The following is a 15,010-nucleotide window of genomic DNA, read 5'->3' on the forward strand; positions in this document are numbered from 1 at the left end:
GCACTGACTCGCTGAGTCGCGTCGTAGGGCGGGCACCTCCGGGTTTTCCGGGGCTGCCCGCCCTGTTTGTTTGTGCGAGCAAGACCACTAAAGGGGAAAGCGCTACCGGGACGGCGGGGACGTACGGCAGGATCCTGGGATGGAGCGTGTACGTGATGTCTCTGAGCTGCCGAAAGCCCATCTGCACCTGCACTTCACCGGTTCGATGCGGCCCGGCACCGTGCTGGAACTGGCCGACAAGTACGGCGTGCGCCTGCCCGAGGCGCTCAGCGAAGCCCTGACCAGCGGGGAGCCGCCGAAGCTGCGGGCGACGGACGAACGGGGCTGGTTCCGTTTCCAGCGCCTGTACGACGCGGCGCGCTCGTGCCTCAGAGAGCCCGAGGACATCCAGCGGCTGGTGCGGGAAGCCGCGGAGGAGGATGTGAAGGACGGCTCGGGCTGGCTGGAGATCCAGGTGGACCCGACGTCGTACGCCCCGAGGTTGGGGGGACTGATCCCGGCCCTCGAGGTCATCCTGGACGCGGTGGAGACGACCTCGCGGGAGACCGGGCTGGGCATGCGGGTCCTGGTCGCCGCGAATCGTATGAAGCACCCGCTGGACGCGCGCACGCTGGCCCGCCTGGCGGTGCGGTACGCGGATCGTGGCGTGGTCGGCTTCGGGTTGTCCAACGACGAACGCCGCGGTCTGGCGAGGGACTTCGACCGTGCCTTCGCGATCGCGCGGGAGGGCGGTCTGCTGTCGGCGCCGCACGGGGGTGAGCTGACGGGGCCGTACTCGGTGCGGGACTGTCTCGACGACCTGCACGCGAACCGGCTCGGCCACGGGGTCCGGGCGGCGGAGGATCCGCGTCTGATGAAGCGGCTCGCGGAGCGGGGCGTGACGTGTGAGGTGTGTCCGGCCTCGAACGTCGCCCTCGGCGTCTACGAGAAGCCCGAGGACGTGCCACTGCGGACCTTGTTCGAGGCGGGCGTGCCGATGGCGCTGGGCGCCGACGATCCGCTGCTCTTCGGCTCTCGTCTGGCCGCCCAGTACGAGATCGCCCGCCAGCACCATGCCTTCACGGACCTGGAGCTGGCGGAGCTCGCCCGACAGTCGATTCGTGGCTCGGCCGCGCCCGAGGACACGAAGGCGAAACTGCTGGCCGGGGTGGACGACTGGCTGGCGGCTTGAGGGTCGTCCTTACAGACTGACGCCGACCGTCACCGGCTCGTTGACCAGTGTCACCCCGAACGCGTCACGGACGCCGGTGACCACCTCGCGGGCCAGCGCTAGGAGGTCCTCGGTGGTCGCCGCGCCGCGGTTGGTGAGGGCGAGGGTGTGCTTGGTGGAGATACGGGCGGGGCCGGTGCCGTAGCCCTTGGTGAAGCCGGCCTTGTCGATCAGCCAGGCGGCGGAGGTCTTGGTACGGCCCTCCCCCGCCGGGTACGCCGGGGGCTCCACGCCCTCGCCCAGCCGGTCGCGCACGCGCGCGTGGAAGGCCGCGAACTCCTCCTCGGTGAGGATCGGGTTGGTGAAGAAGGAGCCGGCCGACCAGGTGTCGTGGTCCTCGGGGTCCAGGACCATGCCCTTGCCGGAGCGCAGCTTCAGTACCGTCTCGCGGGCGTCGGCGAGCGGCACGCGGTCGCCGGGTTCCACGCCCAGGGCGCGGGCGGTCTCGGCGTACTTGAGCGGAGCCGACAGCCCGTCCGCGTCCTCCAGCTCGAAGCGGACGCGCAGGACGACGTATCGCTCGGGGGTGGCCTTGAAGCGGCTGTGGCGGTACGAGAAGGCGCAGTCGGCGTTCGGGATCGTGACCGTCTCGCCCGTGATCCGGTCGTAGGCGGTCACCTCGGTGATCGTCGAGGAGACCTCCTGGCCGTACGCCCCGACGTTCTGGATGGGGGTCGCGCCGGCGGAGCCGGGGATGCCGGCCAGGCACTCGATGCCGGCGAGTCCGGCCTCCACGGTGCGGGCGACGGCGTCGGTCCACACCTCGCCGGCGGCCAGCTCCAGGCTGGTGCCGTCGAGGGCGAAGCCCTTGGTGGCGATGACGAGGGCGGTGCCCGCGAAGCCCTTGTCACCGATGACCAGGTTCGATCCGCCGCCGATGAGCAGCAGGGGCGTGCCGCTGTCGTCGGCCTCGCGGACGGCCGCGATCACCTCGGCGTCGGTCGTCGCGGTGACCAGGCGGGTCGCGGGGCCGCCGAGCCGGAAGGTGGTCAGCGGGGCGAGGGGGGCGTCGTGGAGTTCCTGCACGCGGCCAAGACTACGAGACGGGACTGACAGCTTCGGTGGTGCGTGCGGGGGGATGGGGGTCGGGGCCGTGTCGGGGGGTGTCCGTCCTCGGAACGGCGCGGAATCGGTTCCTTGGAGAGGTGCCGGCGTTGACGCGCCAACCGCTGCGGGCGGACACCCCCCGACACGGCCCCTTGCCGCCGTACGCGGCTGCGGGAACGCACACCTCGCGGTGCCGGACTCTCACACGCCCTCCGGGGGCCGCGGCCCCCACGGCGAGGCCCACCCTTCGGCCGACCGAGTCGGGCGGTGGGTGGGCATGGGCCCGGGGGTCCGGGGGCGGAGCCCCCGGGGCGAGGCCCGCCCCTCGACCTACCGGGTCGGGCGGTGGGTGGGCATAGGCCCGGCTCTGGGGGCGGAGCCCCCAGCAGACGCCCACGTCGGCGCCGGGGGCCTGGGAAACCGGGGTTACCCCGTTGCCCGTTGCCCGGCGCCGGCGCCGCCATCCGGTTCAGGAACCGGTGGTCTCCAGGACCGGCGTCGGCTCGGTCGGTGCCGGCTTCGCGAGCCGGGCCGCGCGCCGCCGTCCGGGGATGAGCAGTGCCGCGACCCCGGCGACCGCCACGACCGCCGCCCCCGTCACCAGCGCCGGCCGCAGCCCGTCCACAAAGGCCTGCCCGCTCTCGTAACCACCCTGCGCCGAGAAGATCGACGCCATGACGGCGATGCCGAGCGCGCCCCCGACCTCGCGCAGGGCGTTGTTGGCACCCGAGGCGATGCCCTGTTCGTGGACGCGGACGCTGGACATCACCAGGTTGGCTGCGGGGGCGAAGTACAGGGCCATGCCGATGCCGCTGATGATCAGGCCGGGCAGCTGGATCGCGTAGGAGGCGTCCGAGGTGACCACGGAGGCCATCCAGGCGAGGCCGGTGGCCTGGAGGAAGAGGCCTGTGGCGACGACCGGGCGGCCGCCGATGCGGTCGGAGAGGATGCCGGCGATCGGGGCGACGAGCATCGGCATGCCGGTCCAGGGCAGCATGCGCAGGCCGGCCTCGGTGGGCGAGTAGCCGAGCACGCCCTGCATGTACTGGCTGAGCAAGAAGATCGAGCCGAACATCCCGAGGAACATCAGAAGGCTCGCGGCGTTGATCCCGGAGAAGGCGCGGGAGCGGAACAGCCGCATCGGAAGCATGGGGTGCTTGGCGCGGATGCTGTAGAGGACGAAGCCGGTGAGCAGGGCGGTCCCGGTGAACAGCCCGGTCAGGACGAGAGGGCTGGCCCAGCCGTCGACGGGACTGCGGACCAGGCCGTAGACGATCCCGAACAGGCCGCCGCTGGCGAGCAGGGTGCCGGGGATGTCGAGCCGGGCGCCGGCGCCGCGGGACTCGGCGAGGCGGAGGCGGGCGAGCGGCAGGAGGGCGATGCCCAGCGGCACGTTCAGCCAGAAAATCCACTGCCAGGAGATGTGCTCGGTGAGGCTCCCGCCGATGAGCGGACCGGAGGCCACGGCGAGGCCGTTGACGGCGCCCCAGATGCCGTACGCCATTCCGCGCTTGGCGGCGGGCACGGCTGCCGTAAGGAGGGTGAGGGTCAACGGCATCATGATCGCCGCGCCTACGCCTTGGACCGCGCGGGCGGCTATGAGGGAGTCGATGCCGGGCGCCATGGCCGCGGCGGCGGATGCCGCGGTGAAGACGCCGGTGCCGATGATGAAGAGCCGGCGGCGGCCGAAGCGGTCGCCGAGCGCCGCGCCGAACATCAGGAAGACGGCGAAGGTGAGCGTGTAGGCGCTCACGGTCCATTCCAGGTCGTCCAGCCCTCCCCCGAGGTCCTTCCGGATGGAGGGCAGGGCTGTGGTGACGACGAGGTTGTCCAGGGCCGCCATGAATCCGGCGACGCTGGTGATGACGAGGGCCCAGACGGCCCCTCCACGACGTGCGGTCTGCTGTGACATCTCTCCCCCAGAGAGTGATCGACAAGATCAGTTAGTTATTGATGACTAACTTTCACGTGCGTGAAGGGCCCTCGATGCCCTTCTTCGGTCCTTGCTACTTCTCCAGCCGGCCCTTGATCCGCGCCGACGGGTAGAGCCCTTCCCAGACCCGGTGTTCGGGAGGGAAACCCATGGCCACCAGGCAGTTGACGAGCATTCCGTACGCCAGGAAGGTCGTCGTCTCGTCGATGTCGGCGCCGAGGGGCAGATGGACGGTGTCCCACAGTCGCATCCAGCCGGCCCGCACCGTCTCGCCGAACTCGTGGTCACCGGCCTCCTCGGCGGCGGCCACGGCGCCGTACATCTGCATCTGCATCATCAGCATCTCGGGCCGCTCCGCGATGACCTTGGTGTACGCGTTCGCCATGGCGTGCAGGGCCTCTTCGCCCTCGAGCCCCTCGGCGGCCTCCGCGAAGGTGCTGATGGTGTCCTCCACGCACCGCTCGGCCGCCGCGAGGAAGATGGCCTTCTTGCCCGGGAAGAGCCGGAAGAGGTACGGCTGCGAGACACCGACACGCTTGGCGATCGCTTCGGTCGAAGTGCCGTGGTACCCGCCACGGGCGAACTCCTCCGTCGCCGCGCGGATGACGCTCTCGCGCCTCTCTTCTGCGCTCATCCTGACCATGCGAGTAAGTTAGTACTCAATCACTAACTAGGTCAAGGGGCCTCGCGGACTGAGGTCGACACTGCCCATGGGTAAGGGGCGCCCCACCATGGGGAACGCCCCTTCCTCACACACGACACAAGCACTGCACGGGCTTCAGGCCAGTCGTACGACCGCCCGCGACATCCCCAGCACCTTCTGGCCGCCGCTGGTCGCGACGAGGTCCACCCGGACCGTGTTGTCGTCGAGCTTGGCGGCGACCTTGCCGCTGACCTCGATGGTGGCGCCCTGGTCGTCGTTCGGGACGACGACGGGCTTGGTGAAGCGGACGCCGTACTCGACGACCGAGCCCGGGTCACCGGCCCAGTCGGTGACCACGCGGATCGCCTCGGCCATGGTGAACATGCCGTGCGCGATGACGTCCGGCAGCCCGACCTCCTTGGCGAACTTCTCGTTCCAGTGGATCGGGTTGAAGTCCCCGGAGGCACCCGCGTACTGCACGAGGGTGGCGCGGGTCACGGAGAAGGTCTGGGCCGGCAGCTCGGTGCCGACCTCGACGTCGCTGTAAGCGACGGTGGCGGTCATCTGCTCACGCCTCCTCGGCGGCACGGGCCACGAGCTTGGTCCAGGCGGTCACGACGTGCTCGCCGGCCTCGTCGTGGACCTCGCCGCGGATGTCCAGGATGTCGTTGCCCGCCATGGACTTGATCGCCTCGATGGTCGAGGTGACCGTGAGCCGGTCACCGGCGCGCACCGGACGGACGTAGGCGAACTTCTGGTCGCCGTGCACCACCCGGCTGTAGTCCAGGCCGAGCTGCGGGTCCTGGACGACCTGTCCGGCCGCCTTGAAGGTGATCGAGAAGACGAAGGTCGGAGGGGCGATCACTTCGGGGTGGCCGAGCGCTTTGGCGGCCTCCGGGTCCGTGTACGCCGGGTTGGCGTCCCCCACTGCCTCCGCGAACTCACGGATCTTCTCCCGGCCCACTTCATAGGGGTCGGTGGGCGGGTAGCTCCGCCCCACGAAGGACTGGTCGAGCGCCATGGCTCGGCACCTCCTGATGTCTGCTGAACGGAAACGACGTGAGGCCGCCCCCCGACTGCGGGGGCGGCCTCACGTACGAGCCTGATTTATCGCGTTTCGCGGTGCGCGGTGTGCGCGTTGCAACGCGGGCAGTGCTTCTTCATCTCCAGTCGGTCCGGGTTGTTACGCCGGTTCTTCTTGGTGATGTAGTTCCGCTCCTTGCACTCCACGCAGGCCAGCGTGATCTTCGGGCGGACGTCGGTGGCAGCCACAGGAGTGCTCCTTGACGAACGGATGGGACGGTGAACGCATTAACGCATAGAAGAGTAGCCGATCGAAGGACCGACCCCGCAATCGGCTACTGTCAGTAGCGGTGACCGGACTTGAACCGGTGACACAGCGATTATGAGCCGCTTGCTCTACCGACTGAGCTACACCGCTGTGATGCGATCGGAGCCCGCCTTGCGGCGGGAACCTCTCACACCAGAGCCCCAATACGGAATCGAACCGTAGACCTTCTCCTTACCATGGAGACGCTCTGCCGACTGAGCTATTGGGGCGAGCGATGAAGACATTACACGCTAGGCCGCCGTTCGCCCAAATCCGTTTCGCGGCTCCCGTCCAGCCCCGATCCGGGGTTCTCCCACGGGTCTCGAGCGCCTCTCCGGTACGGCGGACCACACCGGTACGACTATTGCGCTCCTCCCCGTTGTGAGCAGGTCGTCACCCTAGGCTCGACTCACTCTGCGTGATCTTGCGCCCCTCTTGCCAGGCGTCCACTACGCAGTCCACGAGCCCCGCAGCCCGCGAGCCCCTGGAGCGCGATGCCCGACAGCCAGCCGCAGCCGCCCCACTCGTCGTCGGGTTCGTCATCGGGTTCGTCATCAGGTGCCTCGTCGGGTTCGTCGTCCGGGCAGGCCGGGCAGTTCGAGGGGGCGTACCTCCTGTTGTGCGGTGCGCGGCTCACCGACGGCCGGACCGTGGACGTACGGCTGGGCGGTGGACGCATCGAGGCGGTCGGTACGGTCGGCAGTCTCGCGGCGGGCGGTCCACGCGCGCGTGGCGCGCGCGTGGACCTCGGTGGCTATCTCCTGCTGCCGGCCCCGGCCGAGCCGCACGCCCACGGCGACACCTCCCTGTCGGCCGACGGCGAGGGACCGGTCTCGTACGACACCCAGGACGTCCAGCGCCGGGCCACGGAGGCCGCCCTGCTGCAACTCGGGCACGGGGCGACCGCGCTGCGGGCACACGTGCGCGTGGGGGACGTCCAGGGGCTCGGCGCGCTGACCGCCGTACTCCAGGCACGGCGTGCGCTGCGCGGGCTCGCCGAGCTGACGACCGTGGCGATGCCGAGGGTGCTGACCGGGGTGGCCGGGGCGGACGGGCTCGCGATGCTGCGGGACGCCGTGAAGATGGGCGCGTCCGTGGTGGGCGGTTGTCCGGATCTCGACCCTGATCCGACGGGGTACGTGCAGGCGGTCCTGGAGGTCGCCTCCGAACACGGCTGCCCCGTCGACCTGCACACCGACGCCACCGACCCGGCCCGGCTGTCCCGGCTCGCGGCCATGGCCGGTGGACTGCGCCCCGGGGTGACCCTCGCGCCGTGCGGCGGTCTGGAGCGGCTGCCCTCCGAGGTGGCGTCCCGGACCGCCGATCAACTCGCCGCGGCCGGCGTGGCGGTGGTGTGCCTGCCGCAGGGCGGCTGCGGGGGCGTCGAACGGCGGGGCACGGCCCCGGTACGGCTGCTGCGGGAGGCCGGAGTGCGGGTGGCGGCCGGCAGCGGCGCCATGAGGGACGTCTCGAACCCCGTGGGACGCGGCGACCCGCTGGAGGCGGCCTACCTGCTGGCCTCGCGGTACGGTCTGCGTCCCGAGGAGGCGTACGACGCGGTGAGCGGACAGGCCCGGGCGGTACTGGGCCTGCCGGAGGTACGCGTGGAGGCGGGATTTCCGGCCGAGTTGCTCGCGGTACGCGGTGACCGGCTGGCGGGGGCGCTCTCGCTCGCGTACAGCCGGATCGTGGTGCACCGGGGGCGCGTGGTGGCGCGGACCAGCGCGGTGCGGGAGTACTGCAACACGGCCGCCGCGGAGGAGTTGGGGCTGCCTCGGCAGGGGCGCGGGGAGTTGTCGTAGCAGGGTGGGCGGGGCGCGTGTGGCCCGTGGGGGCGCTCCTGGGGTGTGGCCGGAGTCGTGCGGCGGATGCGGCTGTGCGGGCGTACGGTCGGAAGCATGCGCATTGTCATCGCTGGTGGTCATGGTCAGATCGCGTTGCGGCTGGAGCGGCTGCTCGCCGCGCGCGGAGACGAGGTCGCGGGGATCATCCGCCGTGCCGAACAAGGCGACGACCTGCGGGAGGCCGGTGCCGAACCGGTCCTGCTGGATCTGGAGTCGGCCTCGGTCGAGGAGGTCGCGGCGCACCTGCAGGGCGCGGACGCGGCGGTCTTCGCGGCGGGCGCGGGCCCGGGCAGCGGGGTGGCCCGCAAGGACTCGGTGGACAAGGCCGCGGCAGTGTTGTTCGCGGACGCGGCGGTCCGGGCGGGCGTACGGCGTTTCGTGGTCGTGTCGTCGATGGGCGCGGATCCGGCGCACGAGGGCGACGAGGTCTTCGACGTCTACCTGCGCGCCAAGGGCGCGGCGGACGCGTACGTGAGCGGCCTGGACGCCCTCGACTGGACGATCCTGCGCCCCGGTTCACTGACGGACGACGCCGGTAACGGGCTTGTACGGCTGGAGGCGCACACCGGCCGGGGCGCGGTGCCGCGGGACGACGTGGCGGCCGTACTGGCGGAGTTGGTGGACACGCGGGCGACGGCCGGGCTGGTCCTGGAGCTGATCAGCGGGTCCTCGCCGGTGTCGGTGGCGGTGAAGTCGGTGGCGGGAAACTGAAGGTGGCCCCACCGCGGGGGTCCCGGCGGCGCGGGAGGCGCTGCTGCGGAAGATGTACGAGGTCTTCTCGACGACGAGCGAGAGACCTTCCTCGCCCGGTGCCTGGCCCCGGATGTGGATTGGCCGAACGTGCTGGACGGGGTCCGGCTCCACGGCCGCGAGGCACTACGCGCCTACTGGGCACGGCAGTTCGCGGCCGGGCATCCCCTCGTACGGCTGGAGGGGCTGCGGCTCGACGAGGACGGCGAGGCGGTGGCGGCCACCGTGCGGCTCGGTATGCGGGAAGCGGGTGGTGAGCACTGGGCCGGGACGGTCGAGCACGTGTACCGGTTCGGTGGGGACGGGTTGTCAACGCGGATGGACGTGCTTCCCGGCCCTCAGCCCGTTGGCCGTCACTCGAACACCGAGGACCTGTAGGGCCGGTAGGACCCGTAGGCCCCCAGAACGCCTAGAACAGAGGCAGTTGCCCGGGGAAGACCGGGACCGCGTACCCGTCCAACGTGGGCTGCGCGGCTCCGAGTTCCGCCTGTCGCCGAGATCCCGGGCACGAGACGAGCTCGCCGCTCTCGCGTGCCCCGGGCGGGTCGTGCCGGGCGAAGCGTCCGGCGACGACCGCGATCTCGCGACGGCATTCGGGGCAGTGTCTGCGACGGGTGGACATGGGATCAGTGTGCCCCGCCTCGAATTCCTCACCATTCGTACCCGGACATCGATCACATTTGCTTAAGTCAATCAATTGAGCCCCCGTGCCGCCAATGCAGAGGGATTGGCGTCATGCGTCGTGAGCACGCGTCGTGGGCGGCGAGGGGCGAGCGAGGGGCGACAGTTGATCCGACCGGCAGCGGACATGACTAAGGGCCCGTGACCTGCTGTTTCAGCAGGTCACGGGCCCTTAGTTCCCGTGTGGCGGCGCCAGGATTCGAACCTGGGAAGGCGAAGCCGGCAGATTTACAGTCTGCTCCCTTTGGCCGCTCGGGCACACCGCCGGGGGTTGCTGCCCTTCGAGCCGCTTTCGGCGGTGCTCCGTGGCAACGACGTAAACAATACCCGATAGGGAGGGGTGCTTCGCCACCCGATTGATCTGCGCTCGGGGGTCGGGGGGTGGCTAGGCTTGTGCGGATGCGGCCCGGGACCACACCGGGCTCGGCGCCCGCCCCCACGTACGCCGATACGCACGTACGCACCCCGATACGCACCCTCGATACAAGGAGCCACAGGACATGGCCGACTCCAGTTTCGACATCGTCTCGAAGGTCGAGCGGCAGGAGGTCGACAACGCCCTCAACCAGGCCGCCAAGGAGATCTCGCAGCGCTACGACTTCAAGGGCGTGGGTGCCTCGATCTCGTGGTCCGGTGACAAGATCCTGATGGAGGCGAACTCCGAGGACCGGGTGAAGGCTGTCCTCGACGTCTTCCAGTCCAAGCTGATCAAGCGCGGGATCTCGCTGAAGGCGCTAGACGCGGGCGAGCCCCAGCTCTCCGGCAAGGAGTACAAGATCTTCGCGTCGATCGAGGAGGGCATCTCCCAGGAGAACGCGAAGAAGGTGGCGAAGATCATCCGTGACGAGGGCCCGAAGGGTGTCAAGGCCCAGGTGCAGGGTGACGAGCTGCGGGTCAGCTCGAAGAGCCGCGACGACCTGCAGACCATCATCGCCCTCCTGAAGGGCAAGGACTTCGAGTTCGCGTTGCAGTTCGTGAACTACCGGTAGGCGGTACGAGCGGACTGCTCTGTACGAGGAAGGGGGGGCACCCGGCGGTTTCCCGGGGGTGCCCACCCTTCTCGCCTGCCAGCTGCGGTCCGGGGGCTTCGTCGCGCTCAGTCTCGCGAGTTGCCGAACAGGAGGCGGTAGGCGACCAGGAGGACGAGCGAGCCGCCGATCGCCGCCGCCCAGGTCGCGCCGTCGTAGAAGTCCTTGGCGACCGGATGGTCCAGCCAGCGGGCCGATATCCAGCCGCCGATGAACGCGCCCGCGATGCCGATGAGTGTCGTGCCGATGAAGCCGCCCGGGTCGCGGCCCGGCAGCAGGACCTTGGCGATGGCTCCGGCCAGGAGACCGAGGATGATCCAGCTGATGATGCCCATGCCCTGAACCTGCCCTTCCGTTCTGTGCCCGCACTGTCCTCGCGCTGTGACTTCCGTCGCGGCAGGCTGTGCTTGCGGGCCGTGGGCGCGCTGGTCGCGCACGTTTTCATGCCGTGTTGATGAAGAGGACGTCACCGCTGAGCCCGTCGGTTGCAGCGATCAGTAGGGTGCGGCACATGACACGTTCCGGAGCCGAGTTGCGGCGCACCCTGGGGGTGGGAGACGCGGTGGTCATCGGGCTGGGCTCGATGATCGGCGCCGGCATCTTCGCGGCCCTGGGGCCCGCGGCGCGCGCGGCCGGGTCCGGGCTGCTGCTCGGGCTGGCGGTCGCCGCCGTGGTCGCCTACTGCAATGCCACCTCCTCCGCTCGGTTGGCGGCCCTGTATCCGGCCTCCGGCGGTACGTACGTGTACGGGCGCGAACGGCTCGGGCCGTTCTGGGGATATCTCGCGGGCTGGTCGTTCGTGGTCGGGAAGACGGCCTCCTGTGCGGCGATGGCGCTCACCGTGGGGACCTACGTCTGGCCGGCGCAGGCGCACGCCGTGGCGGTCGCGGCCGTGGTGGCGCTGACCGCGGTGAACTACGGCGGGGTCCAGAAGTCGGCCTGGCTGACCCGGGCGATCGTGGCAGTGGTCCTGGCGGTTCTCGCCTGTGTGGTGGTCGTGTGTCTGGGATCCGGTTCGTCCGATGCCGGGCGGCTGGATGTCGGGGCGTCGGGCGGGGTGGGCGGCGTGCTTCAGGCGGCCGGTCTGCTGTTCTTCGCGTTCGCGGGGTACGCGCGGATCGCGACCCTCGGCGAGGAGGTGCGGGATCCGGCACGCACGATTCCCCGCGCGATCCCGCTGGCCCTGGGCATGACGCTGGTGGTGTACGCGTGCGTGGCGGTGGCGGTCCTTTCCGTGCTGGGGGCGGGTGGTCTCGGGCACGCTGCCGCGCCATTGGCCGATGCAGTGCGGGCGGCCGGTGCGCCGGGGTTGGTACCGGTGGTGCGGGCGGGCGCCGCCGTGGCCGCGCTGGGTTCGCTGCTCGCCCTGATTCTGGGCGTCTCACGGACCACGCTGGCCATGGCGCGGGACCGGCATCTGCCGGGCGCGCTGGCAGCCGTGCATCCGCGCTTCCAGGTACCGCACCGGGCCGAACTGGCCGTGGGCGTGGTGGTCGCCGTCCTGGCCGCCACGGTGGACGTACGAGGCGCGATCGGGTTCTCCTCCTTCGGTGTGCTGGCGTACTACGCGGTGGCCAACGCGTCGGCCTGGACGCTCGGTTCGGCTCCGGCGGCGCGAGTGGTGCCGGCGGTGGGGCTGCTCGGGTGCCTGGTGCTGGTGTTCGCGCTGCCGGGGGTGTCGGTAGTGGTGGGGGCAGGGGTGCTGGCAGTGGGGGCGGTCGCGTATGGCGTGCGTGGGCGGGTGGCTGGTCGCGGGCAGTAGCGGCCGAGGGGCGGGAGTGCGTGACGGCCCTCCCAGTCGGCCAGCTGTGCGGCGACTGGGGCTCTCGGCCATGGGTTCATCATGCAAGGCCTCGCTGACAAGCGGGCGAGGCTGTGGACAACCTCCGGCCTGTGGAAAACCTCGCCGCGGAGAACCGGCCGTGAGACACGGCTGTGGAGAACCGACCGTGAGACCCGGCTGATTGGAGACGCGGCCGTGGAAACGCGGCTGTGGAGACACGCCGTGGAGTACCAGCGGTCAGGCGAGGCGGACTTCGACGCGCCTCTCGGTCAGGAACGTGAGCAACTCGTCGAAGGTCGGCGGGCGGTGGTCGGCGGGCGGGGCTGCTGCGAGGCAGGCGCGGGCGATGTGGGCGTCGTGCCAGACGAGGGTGACGGGCGGGGCGGCGCCCCAGCGGCCTCGGAGGCAGTCGTTCAGGGCGTCGAGGCCCCAGCCGAAGTACCCACCGGGTCCGTTCACCGCCTCGCCCACCGCGCAGAAGAAGCCGGGGACGTCGGTGATGTGGCGGCCGTCGAGGTGATGGGCGGTGCCGGAGGGCCGGTCCGGGCGGCCGTGTACGTGGTTCTCCCTGGCCGTGTCGAGCCAGAGCCGGCGCCCGTCGGCATCGCAGGGCGCCCAGCGGTTGGGCTCCGTCGGCCGCCCGTCACCCCACAGCTCCCACACCTCACGGGCCGCGAGTGGAGGCCGCTCCGACCACGGGTCGAGGGTGAGGTCGACCAGGCCGGGCCCCCGGGCGGACGGGATCCAGGCCCGCAGTTCGCCCTCGGCGGCGGCCTGCACGGGCCGGCCGGACGAGTCGACACGCAGGACCCTCACCTGACCGAGGTCCTCTTCGCCGGCGTCCAGAGCGGCGCGCAGAGCTCCTCGTGGCGAGCAGCCCAGTAGTCGCAGCGGGGGCTCCAGGGGTTCGTCCTCGACTGCTCCCACCCGGGCCAGGTCACGGCAGCTGCCCCACGGTTCACCCTGCGCGTCCGTCAGGCGGTACCCCGGGGACAAGGGCGGGCAGTGGGGATAGGCGTACGGGTTGTCGTCGGGTTCTCGCGCCTCGATCGTGATGTCCCGCAGGGTCAGGTCACGGGCGCAGGGGCGGACGTCGAGAACGTGGGCGTCTTCGAGGTACCACTCCCCGACCGGGGTGCCGGATCTGTCGAGGATTTCCAGGGTGAGGTCGCCGAGCCGGGCCGAGCCCTCGGCACGCACGCGTGGCAGGGCTGCGGTCAGCCGGCCTTCGGGAGCGCAGCCCAGCAGTTCGTACACGTCCCGCCGGGGAGGAGGGGGGTCGGCGAAGAGGTCGTCGGCGTCCTGGCACAGGGCCCACGTCTCCTCGCTGCCCTCCTCGCCCTCGAACTCGGCCTGTCGGTCGTACGCCAGCAGGAGGTACTTCGGCTCCCCCACCCCCGGGTCCGCCTGTCAGCGGGTCGCGAACGGCTGGTCCGACGGCACGATTTCGCGGCCCAGCGGGAACAGCGAGACCGGGATCAGCTTGAAGTTGGCGATGCCGAACGGAATGCCGATGATCGTGACGCACAGGGCTATGCCGGTGACGATGTGGCCGATGGCCAGCCACCAGCCGGCGAGGACCAGCCACAGCACGTTGCCGACGCAGGAGGGGGCGCCCGCGTCGCGGCGCTCGATGGTGGTGTAGCCGAAGGGCCAGAGGGCGTAGACGCCGATGCGGAAGGCCGCTACACCGAAGGGGATGCCGATGATGGTGATGCACAGGAGCAGGCCCGCGGCCAGGTAGGCGAGGAACAGCCAGAAGCCGCTCAGGACGAGCCATATGACGTTCAGGATGGTTTTCACTGGGGGTGACCTGCCATCTTCTCGAGCCGGGCGATGCGTTCTGCCATCGGCGGGTGTGTCGAGAACATCTTGGAGAGTCCCTGACCTGGACGGAAGGGGTTCGCGATCATCATGTGGCTCGCGGTCTCGATCCGGGGCTCAGGAGGCAAGGGGAGCTGTTTAGTGCCCAGTTCGAGCTTGCGCAGGGCGCTGGCGAGGGCGAGGGGGTCGCCGGTGAGCTGGGCGCCGGACGCGTCGGCCTCGTACTCCCGGGAGCGGCTGATGGCGAGTTGGATGAGGCTGGCCGCGAGCGGGCCCAGAATCATGATCATCAGCATGCCGAGGAGGCCGGGGCCGTCGTCGTCGTTGGAGCGGCCGATCGGGATCAGCCAGGCGAAGTTGACCAGGAACATGATCACGGAGGCGAGGGCGCCGGCGACCGAGGAGATCAGGATGTCGCGGTTGTAGACATGGCTGAGTTCATGGCCGATGACGCCGCGCAGCTCGCGCTCGTCCAGGATGCGCAGGATGCCCTCCGTGCAGCACACGGCGGCGTTGCGCGGGTTGCGGCCCGTGGCGAAGGCGTTGGGCGCCTCCGTCGGGGAGATGTAGAGCCGGGGCATGGGCTGGCGGGCCTGGGTGGAGAGGTCGCGGACCATGCGGTAGAGGCCGGGGGCCTCGAACTCGCTGACAGGGCGGGCACGCATCGCGCGTAGAGCCAGCTTGTCGCTGTTCCAGTACGCGTAAGCGTTGGTCCCCAGGGCGATCACGACCGCTACGACGAGCCCCATTCGGCCGAAGAAACTGCCGATGACGATGATGAGTGCGGACAGTCCCCCGAGGAGTACTGCGGTCCTGAGCCCGTTGTGCCGGCGGTGCACGGTACGCCCTCCAAGTCGTGCAGCAGGGGAACCCTTTGCTTGCTGATCTCACTCACTGAGCTTTGCTCAATGCCTCCGATGCCACTGGTGCCGTGGTG

At 70.4% G+C, this 15,010-nt stretch carries 17 protein-coding genes and 3 tRNA genes; 6 read left to right on the forward strand and 14 right to left on the reverse strand.

The window, feature by feature from the left end; translation table 11 throughout:
- Positions 1-139: 139 nt before the first annotated feature.
- Positions 140-1,171, forward strand: coding sequence for an adenosine deaminase (locus tag ACWBNA_RS14300; protein WP_482704699.1), 1,032 nt, complete (start codon positions 140-142; stop codon positions 1,169-1,171).
- Between the two features lie 9 nt (positions 1,172-1,180).
- On the opposite strand, the gene ACWBNA_RS14305 is transcribed toward ACWBNA_RS14300, so the two are convergent.
- From ACWBNA_RS14305 to ACWBNA_RS14340, 8 genes are all read right to left on the reverse strand, one after another.
- On the reverse strand, positions 1,181-2,236 hold the full coding sequence (locus tag ACWBNA_RS14305; protein WP_482704700.1) for a UDP-N-acetylmuramate dehydrogenase: 1,056 nt from the start codon (positions 2,234-2,236) through the stop codon (positions 1,181-1,183).
- 490 nt (positions 2,237-2,726) lie between these two features.
- Positions 2,727-4,169: an MFS transporter gene (locus tag ACWBNA_RS14310; RefSeq protein ID WP_482704701.1), complete on the reverse strand. Its 1,443-nt coding sequence runs from the start codon at positions 4,167-4,169 to the stop codon at positions 2,727-2,729.
- Positions 4,170-4,263: 94 nt separating this feature from the next.
- Positions 4,264-4,833, reverse strand: coding sequence for a TetR/AcrR family transcriptional regulator (locus tag ACWBNA_RS14315; RefSeq protein WP_482704702.1), 570 nt, complete (start codon positions 4,831-4,833; stop codon positions 4,264-4,266).
- A gap of 135 nt (positions 4,834-4,968) precedes the next feature.
- Positions 4,969-5,397 (reverse strand): MaoC family dehydratase, encoded by a 429-nt coding sequence (locus ACWBNA_RS14320; protein ID WP_482704703.1) that lies wholly within the window; start codon positions 5,395-5,397, stop codon positions 4,969-4,971.
- Between the two features lie 4 nt (positions 5,398-5,401).
- Positions 5,402-5,854 (reverse strand): FAS1-like dehydratase domain-containing protein, encoded by a 453-nt coding sequence (locus ACWBNA_RS14325; protein ID WP_482704704.1) that lies wholly within the window; start codon positions 5,852-5,854, stop codon positions 5,402-5,404.
- Positions 5,855-5,940: 86 nt separating this feature from the next.
- The gene (rpmG, locus tag ACWBNA_RS14330; protein WP_003948671.1) at positions 5,941-6,105 is read right to left on the reverse strand and encodes a 50S ribosomal protein L33; all 165 of its coding nucleotides are present in this window, start codon (positions 6,103-6,105) and stop codon (positions 5,941-5,943) included.
- A 96-nt stretch (positions 6,106-6,201) separates the two neighbouring features.
- Positions 6,202-6,274, reverse strand: a tRNA-Met gene (locus ACWBNA_RS14335).
- A gap of 46 nt (positions 6,275-6,320) precedes the next feature.
- Positions 6,321-6,393, reverse strand: a tRNA-Thr gene (locus tag ACWBNA_RS14340).
- Positions 6,394-6,657: 264 nt separating this feature from the next.
- On the opposite strand from ACWBNA_RS14340, the gene ACWBNA_RS14345 reads away from it, so the two are divergent.
- The 3 genes from ACWBNA_RS14345 to ACWBNA_RS14355 all read left to right on the forward strand — a co-directional run bounded on the left by ACWBNA_RS14345 (position 6,658) and on the right by ACWBNA_RS14355 (position 9,135).
- Complete coding sequence (locus ACWBNA_RS14345) at positions 6,658-7,965, forward strand: amidohydrolase family protein (RefSeq protein WP_482704705.1); 1,308 nt, start codon at positions 6,658-6,660, stop codon at positions 7,963-7,965.
- A 96-nt stretch (positions 7,966-8,061) separates the two neighbouring features.
- Positions 8,062-8,718: an NAD(P)H-binding protein gene (locus ACWBNA_RS14350; RefSeq protein WP_482704706.1), complete on the forward strand. Its 657-nt coding sequence runs from the start codon at positions 8,062-8,064 to the stop codon at positions 8,716-8,718.
- Positions 8,719-8,847: 129 nt separating this feature from the next.
- The gene (locus tag ACWBNA_RS14355; protein ID WP_482704707.1) at positions 8,848-9,135 is read left to right on the forward strand and encodes a nuclear transport factor 2 family protein; all 288 of its coding nucleotides are present in this window, start codon (positions 8,848-8,850) and stop codon (positions 9,133-9,135) included.
- A gap of 31 nt (positions 9,136-9,166) precedes the next feature.
- Here ACWBNA_RS14355 and ACWBNA_RS14360 read toward each other — a convergent pair whose 3' ends face one another.
- Together ACWBNA_RS14360 and ACWBNA_RS14365 are read right to left on the reverse strand one after the other, a co-directional pair.
- Entirely contained in the window at positions 9,167-9,379 is a 213-nt protein-coding gene (locus ACWBNA_RS14360; RefSeq protein ID WP_030043139.1) for a hypothetical protein, read from the reverse strand.
- Positions 9,380-9,622: 243 nt separating this feature from the next.
- Positions 9,623-9,704, reverse strand: a tRNA-Tyr gene (locus ACWBNA_RS14365).
- Between the two features lie 234 nt (positions 9,705-9,938).
- On the opposite strand from ACWBNA_RS14365, the gene ACWBNA_RS14370 reads away from it, so the two are divergent.
- Positions 9,939-10,427, forward strand: a complete 489-nt coding sequence (locus ACWBNA_RS14370) for a YajQ family cyclic di-GMP-binding protein (RefSeq protein WP_482704708.1) — start codon at positions 9,939-9,941, stop codon at positions 10,425-10,427.
- 107 nt (positions 10,428-10,534) lie between these two features.
- On the opposite strand, the gene ACWBNA_RS14375 is transcribed toward ACWBNA_RS14370, so the two are convergent.
- Positions 10,535-10,801 (reverse strand): GlsB/YeaQ/YmgE family stress response membrane protein, encoded by a 267-nt coding sequence (locus ACWBNA_RS14375; protein WP_482704709.1) that lies wholly within the window; start codon positions 10,799-10,801, stop codon positions 10,535-10,537.
- A 176-nt stretch (positions 10,802-10,977) separates the two neighbouring features.
- Here ACWBNA_RS14375 and ACWBNA_RS14380 point away from each other — a divergent pair, with 176 nt between their 5' ends.
- Positions 10,978-12,228, forward strand: coding sequence for an APC family permease (locus ACWBNA_RS14380; protein WP_482704710.1), 1,251 nt, complete (start codon positions 10,978-10,980; stop codon positions 12,226-12,228).
- A 258-nt stretch (positions 12,229-12,486) separates the two neighbouring features.
- Here the strand turns inward: ACWBNA_RS14380 and ACWBNA_RS14385 are convergent, their stop codons facing one another.
- Genes ACWBNA_RS14385 through htpX form a run of 3 tightly spaced genes read right to left on the reverse strand, consistent with a single transcriptional unit; the run spans position 12,487 to position 14,912 of the window.
- Positions 12,487-13,644, reverse strand: coding sequence for a barstar family protein (locus tag ACWBNA_RS14385; RefSeq protein WP_482704711.1), 1,158 nt, complete (start codon positions 13,642-13,644; stop codon positions 12,487-12,489).
- A 15-nt stretch (positions 13,645-13,659) separates the two neighbouring features.
- Entirely contained in the window at positions 13,660-14,052 is a 393-nt protein-coding gene (locus ACWBNA_RS14390) for a YccF domain-containing protein (RefSeq protein WP_482704712.1), read from the reverse strand.
- A complete protein-coding gene (htpX, locus tag ACWBNA_RS14395) occupies positions 14,049-14,912 on the reverse strand; it encodes a zinc metalloprotease HtpX (RefSeq protein ID WP_482704713.1) in 864 nt (287 codons plus the stop codon). Before htpX ends, ACWBNA_RS14390 begins: the two co-directional genes overlap by 4 nt.
- Positions 14,913-15,010: the final 98 nt, after the last annotated feature.

It is taken from the genome of Streptomyces sp. Q2 (genome assembly GCF_056820935.1).

What these genes read in the sequence shown, in the direction of transcription:
- ACWBNA_RS14300 (WP_482704699.1), top strand. Translation starts at nt 140, where the DNA reads ATGGAGCGTGTACGTGATGTCTCTGAGCTGCCGAAAGCCCATCTGCAC.
- ACWBNA_RS14370 (WP_482704708.1), top strand. Translation starts at nt 9,939, where the DNA reads ATGGCCGACTCCAGTTTCGACATCGTCTCGAAGGTCGAGCGGCAGGAG.
- ACWBNA_RS14315 (WP_482704702.1), bottom strand. Translation starts at nt 4,833, where the DNA reads ATGGTCAGGATGAGCGCAGAAGAGAGGCGCGAGAGCGTCATCCGCGCG.
- ACWBNA_RS14375 (WP_482704709.1), bottom strand. Translation starts at nt 10,801, where the DNA reads ATGGGCATCATCAGCTGGATCATCCTCGGTCTCCTGGCCGGAGCCATC.
- ACWBNA_RS14310 (WP_482704701.1), bottom strand. Translation starts at nt 4,169, where the DNA reads ATGTCACAGCAGACCGCACGTCGTGGAGGGGCCGTCTGGGCCCTCGTC.
- ACWBNA_RS14345 (WP_482704705.1), top strand. Translation starts at nt 6,658, where the DNA reads ATGCCCGACAGCCAGCCGCAGCCGCCCCACTCGTCGTCGGGTTCGTCA.
- ACWBNA_RS14350 (WP_482704706.1), top strand. Translation starts at nt 8,062, where the DNA reads ATGCGCATTGTCATCGCTGGTGGTCATGGTCAGATCGCGTTGCGGCTG.
- ACWBNA_RS14320 (WP_482704703.1), bottom strand. Translation starts at nt 5,397, where the DNA reads ATGACCGCCACCGTCGCTTACAGCGACGTCGAGGTCGGCACCGAGCTG.
- ACWBNA_RS14380 (WP_482704710.1), top strand. Translation starts at nt 10,978, where the DNA reads ATGACACGTTCCGGAGCCGAGTTGCGGCGCACCCTGGGGGTGGGAGAC.
- ACWBNA_RS14360 (WP_030043139.1), bottom strand. Translation starts at nt 9,379, where the DNA reads ATGTCCACCCGTCGCAGACACTGCCCCGAATGCCGTCGCGAGATCGCG.
- ACWBNA_RS14325 (WP_482704704.1), bottom strand. Translation starts at nt 5,854, where the DNA reads ATGGCGCTCGACCAGTCCTTCGTGGGGCGGAGCTACCCGCCCACCGAC.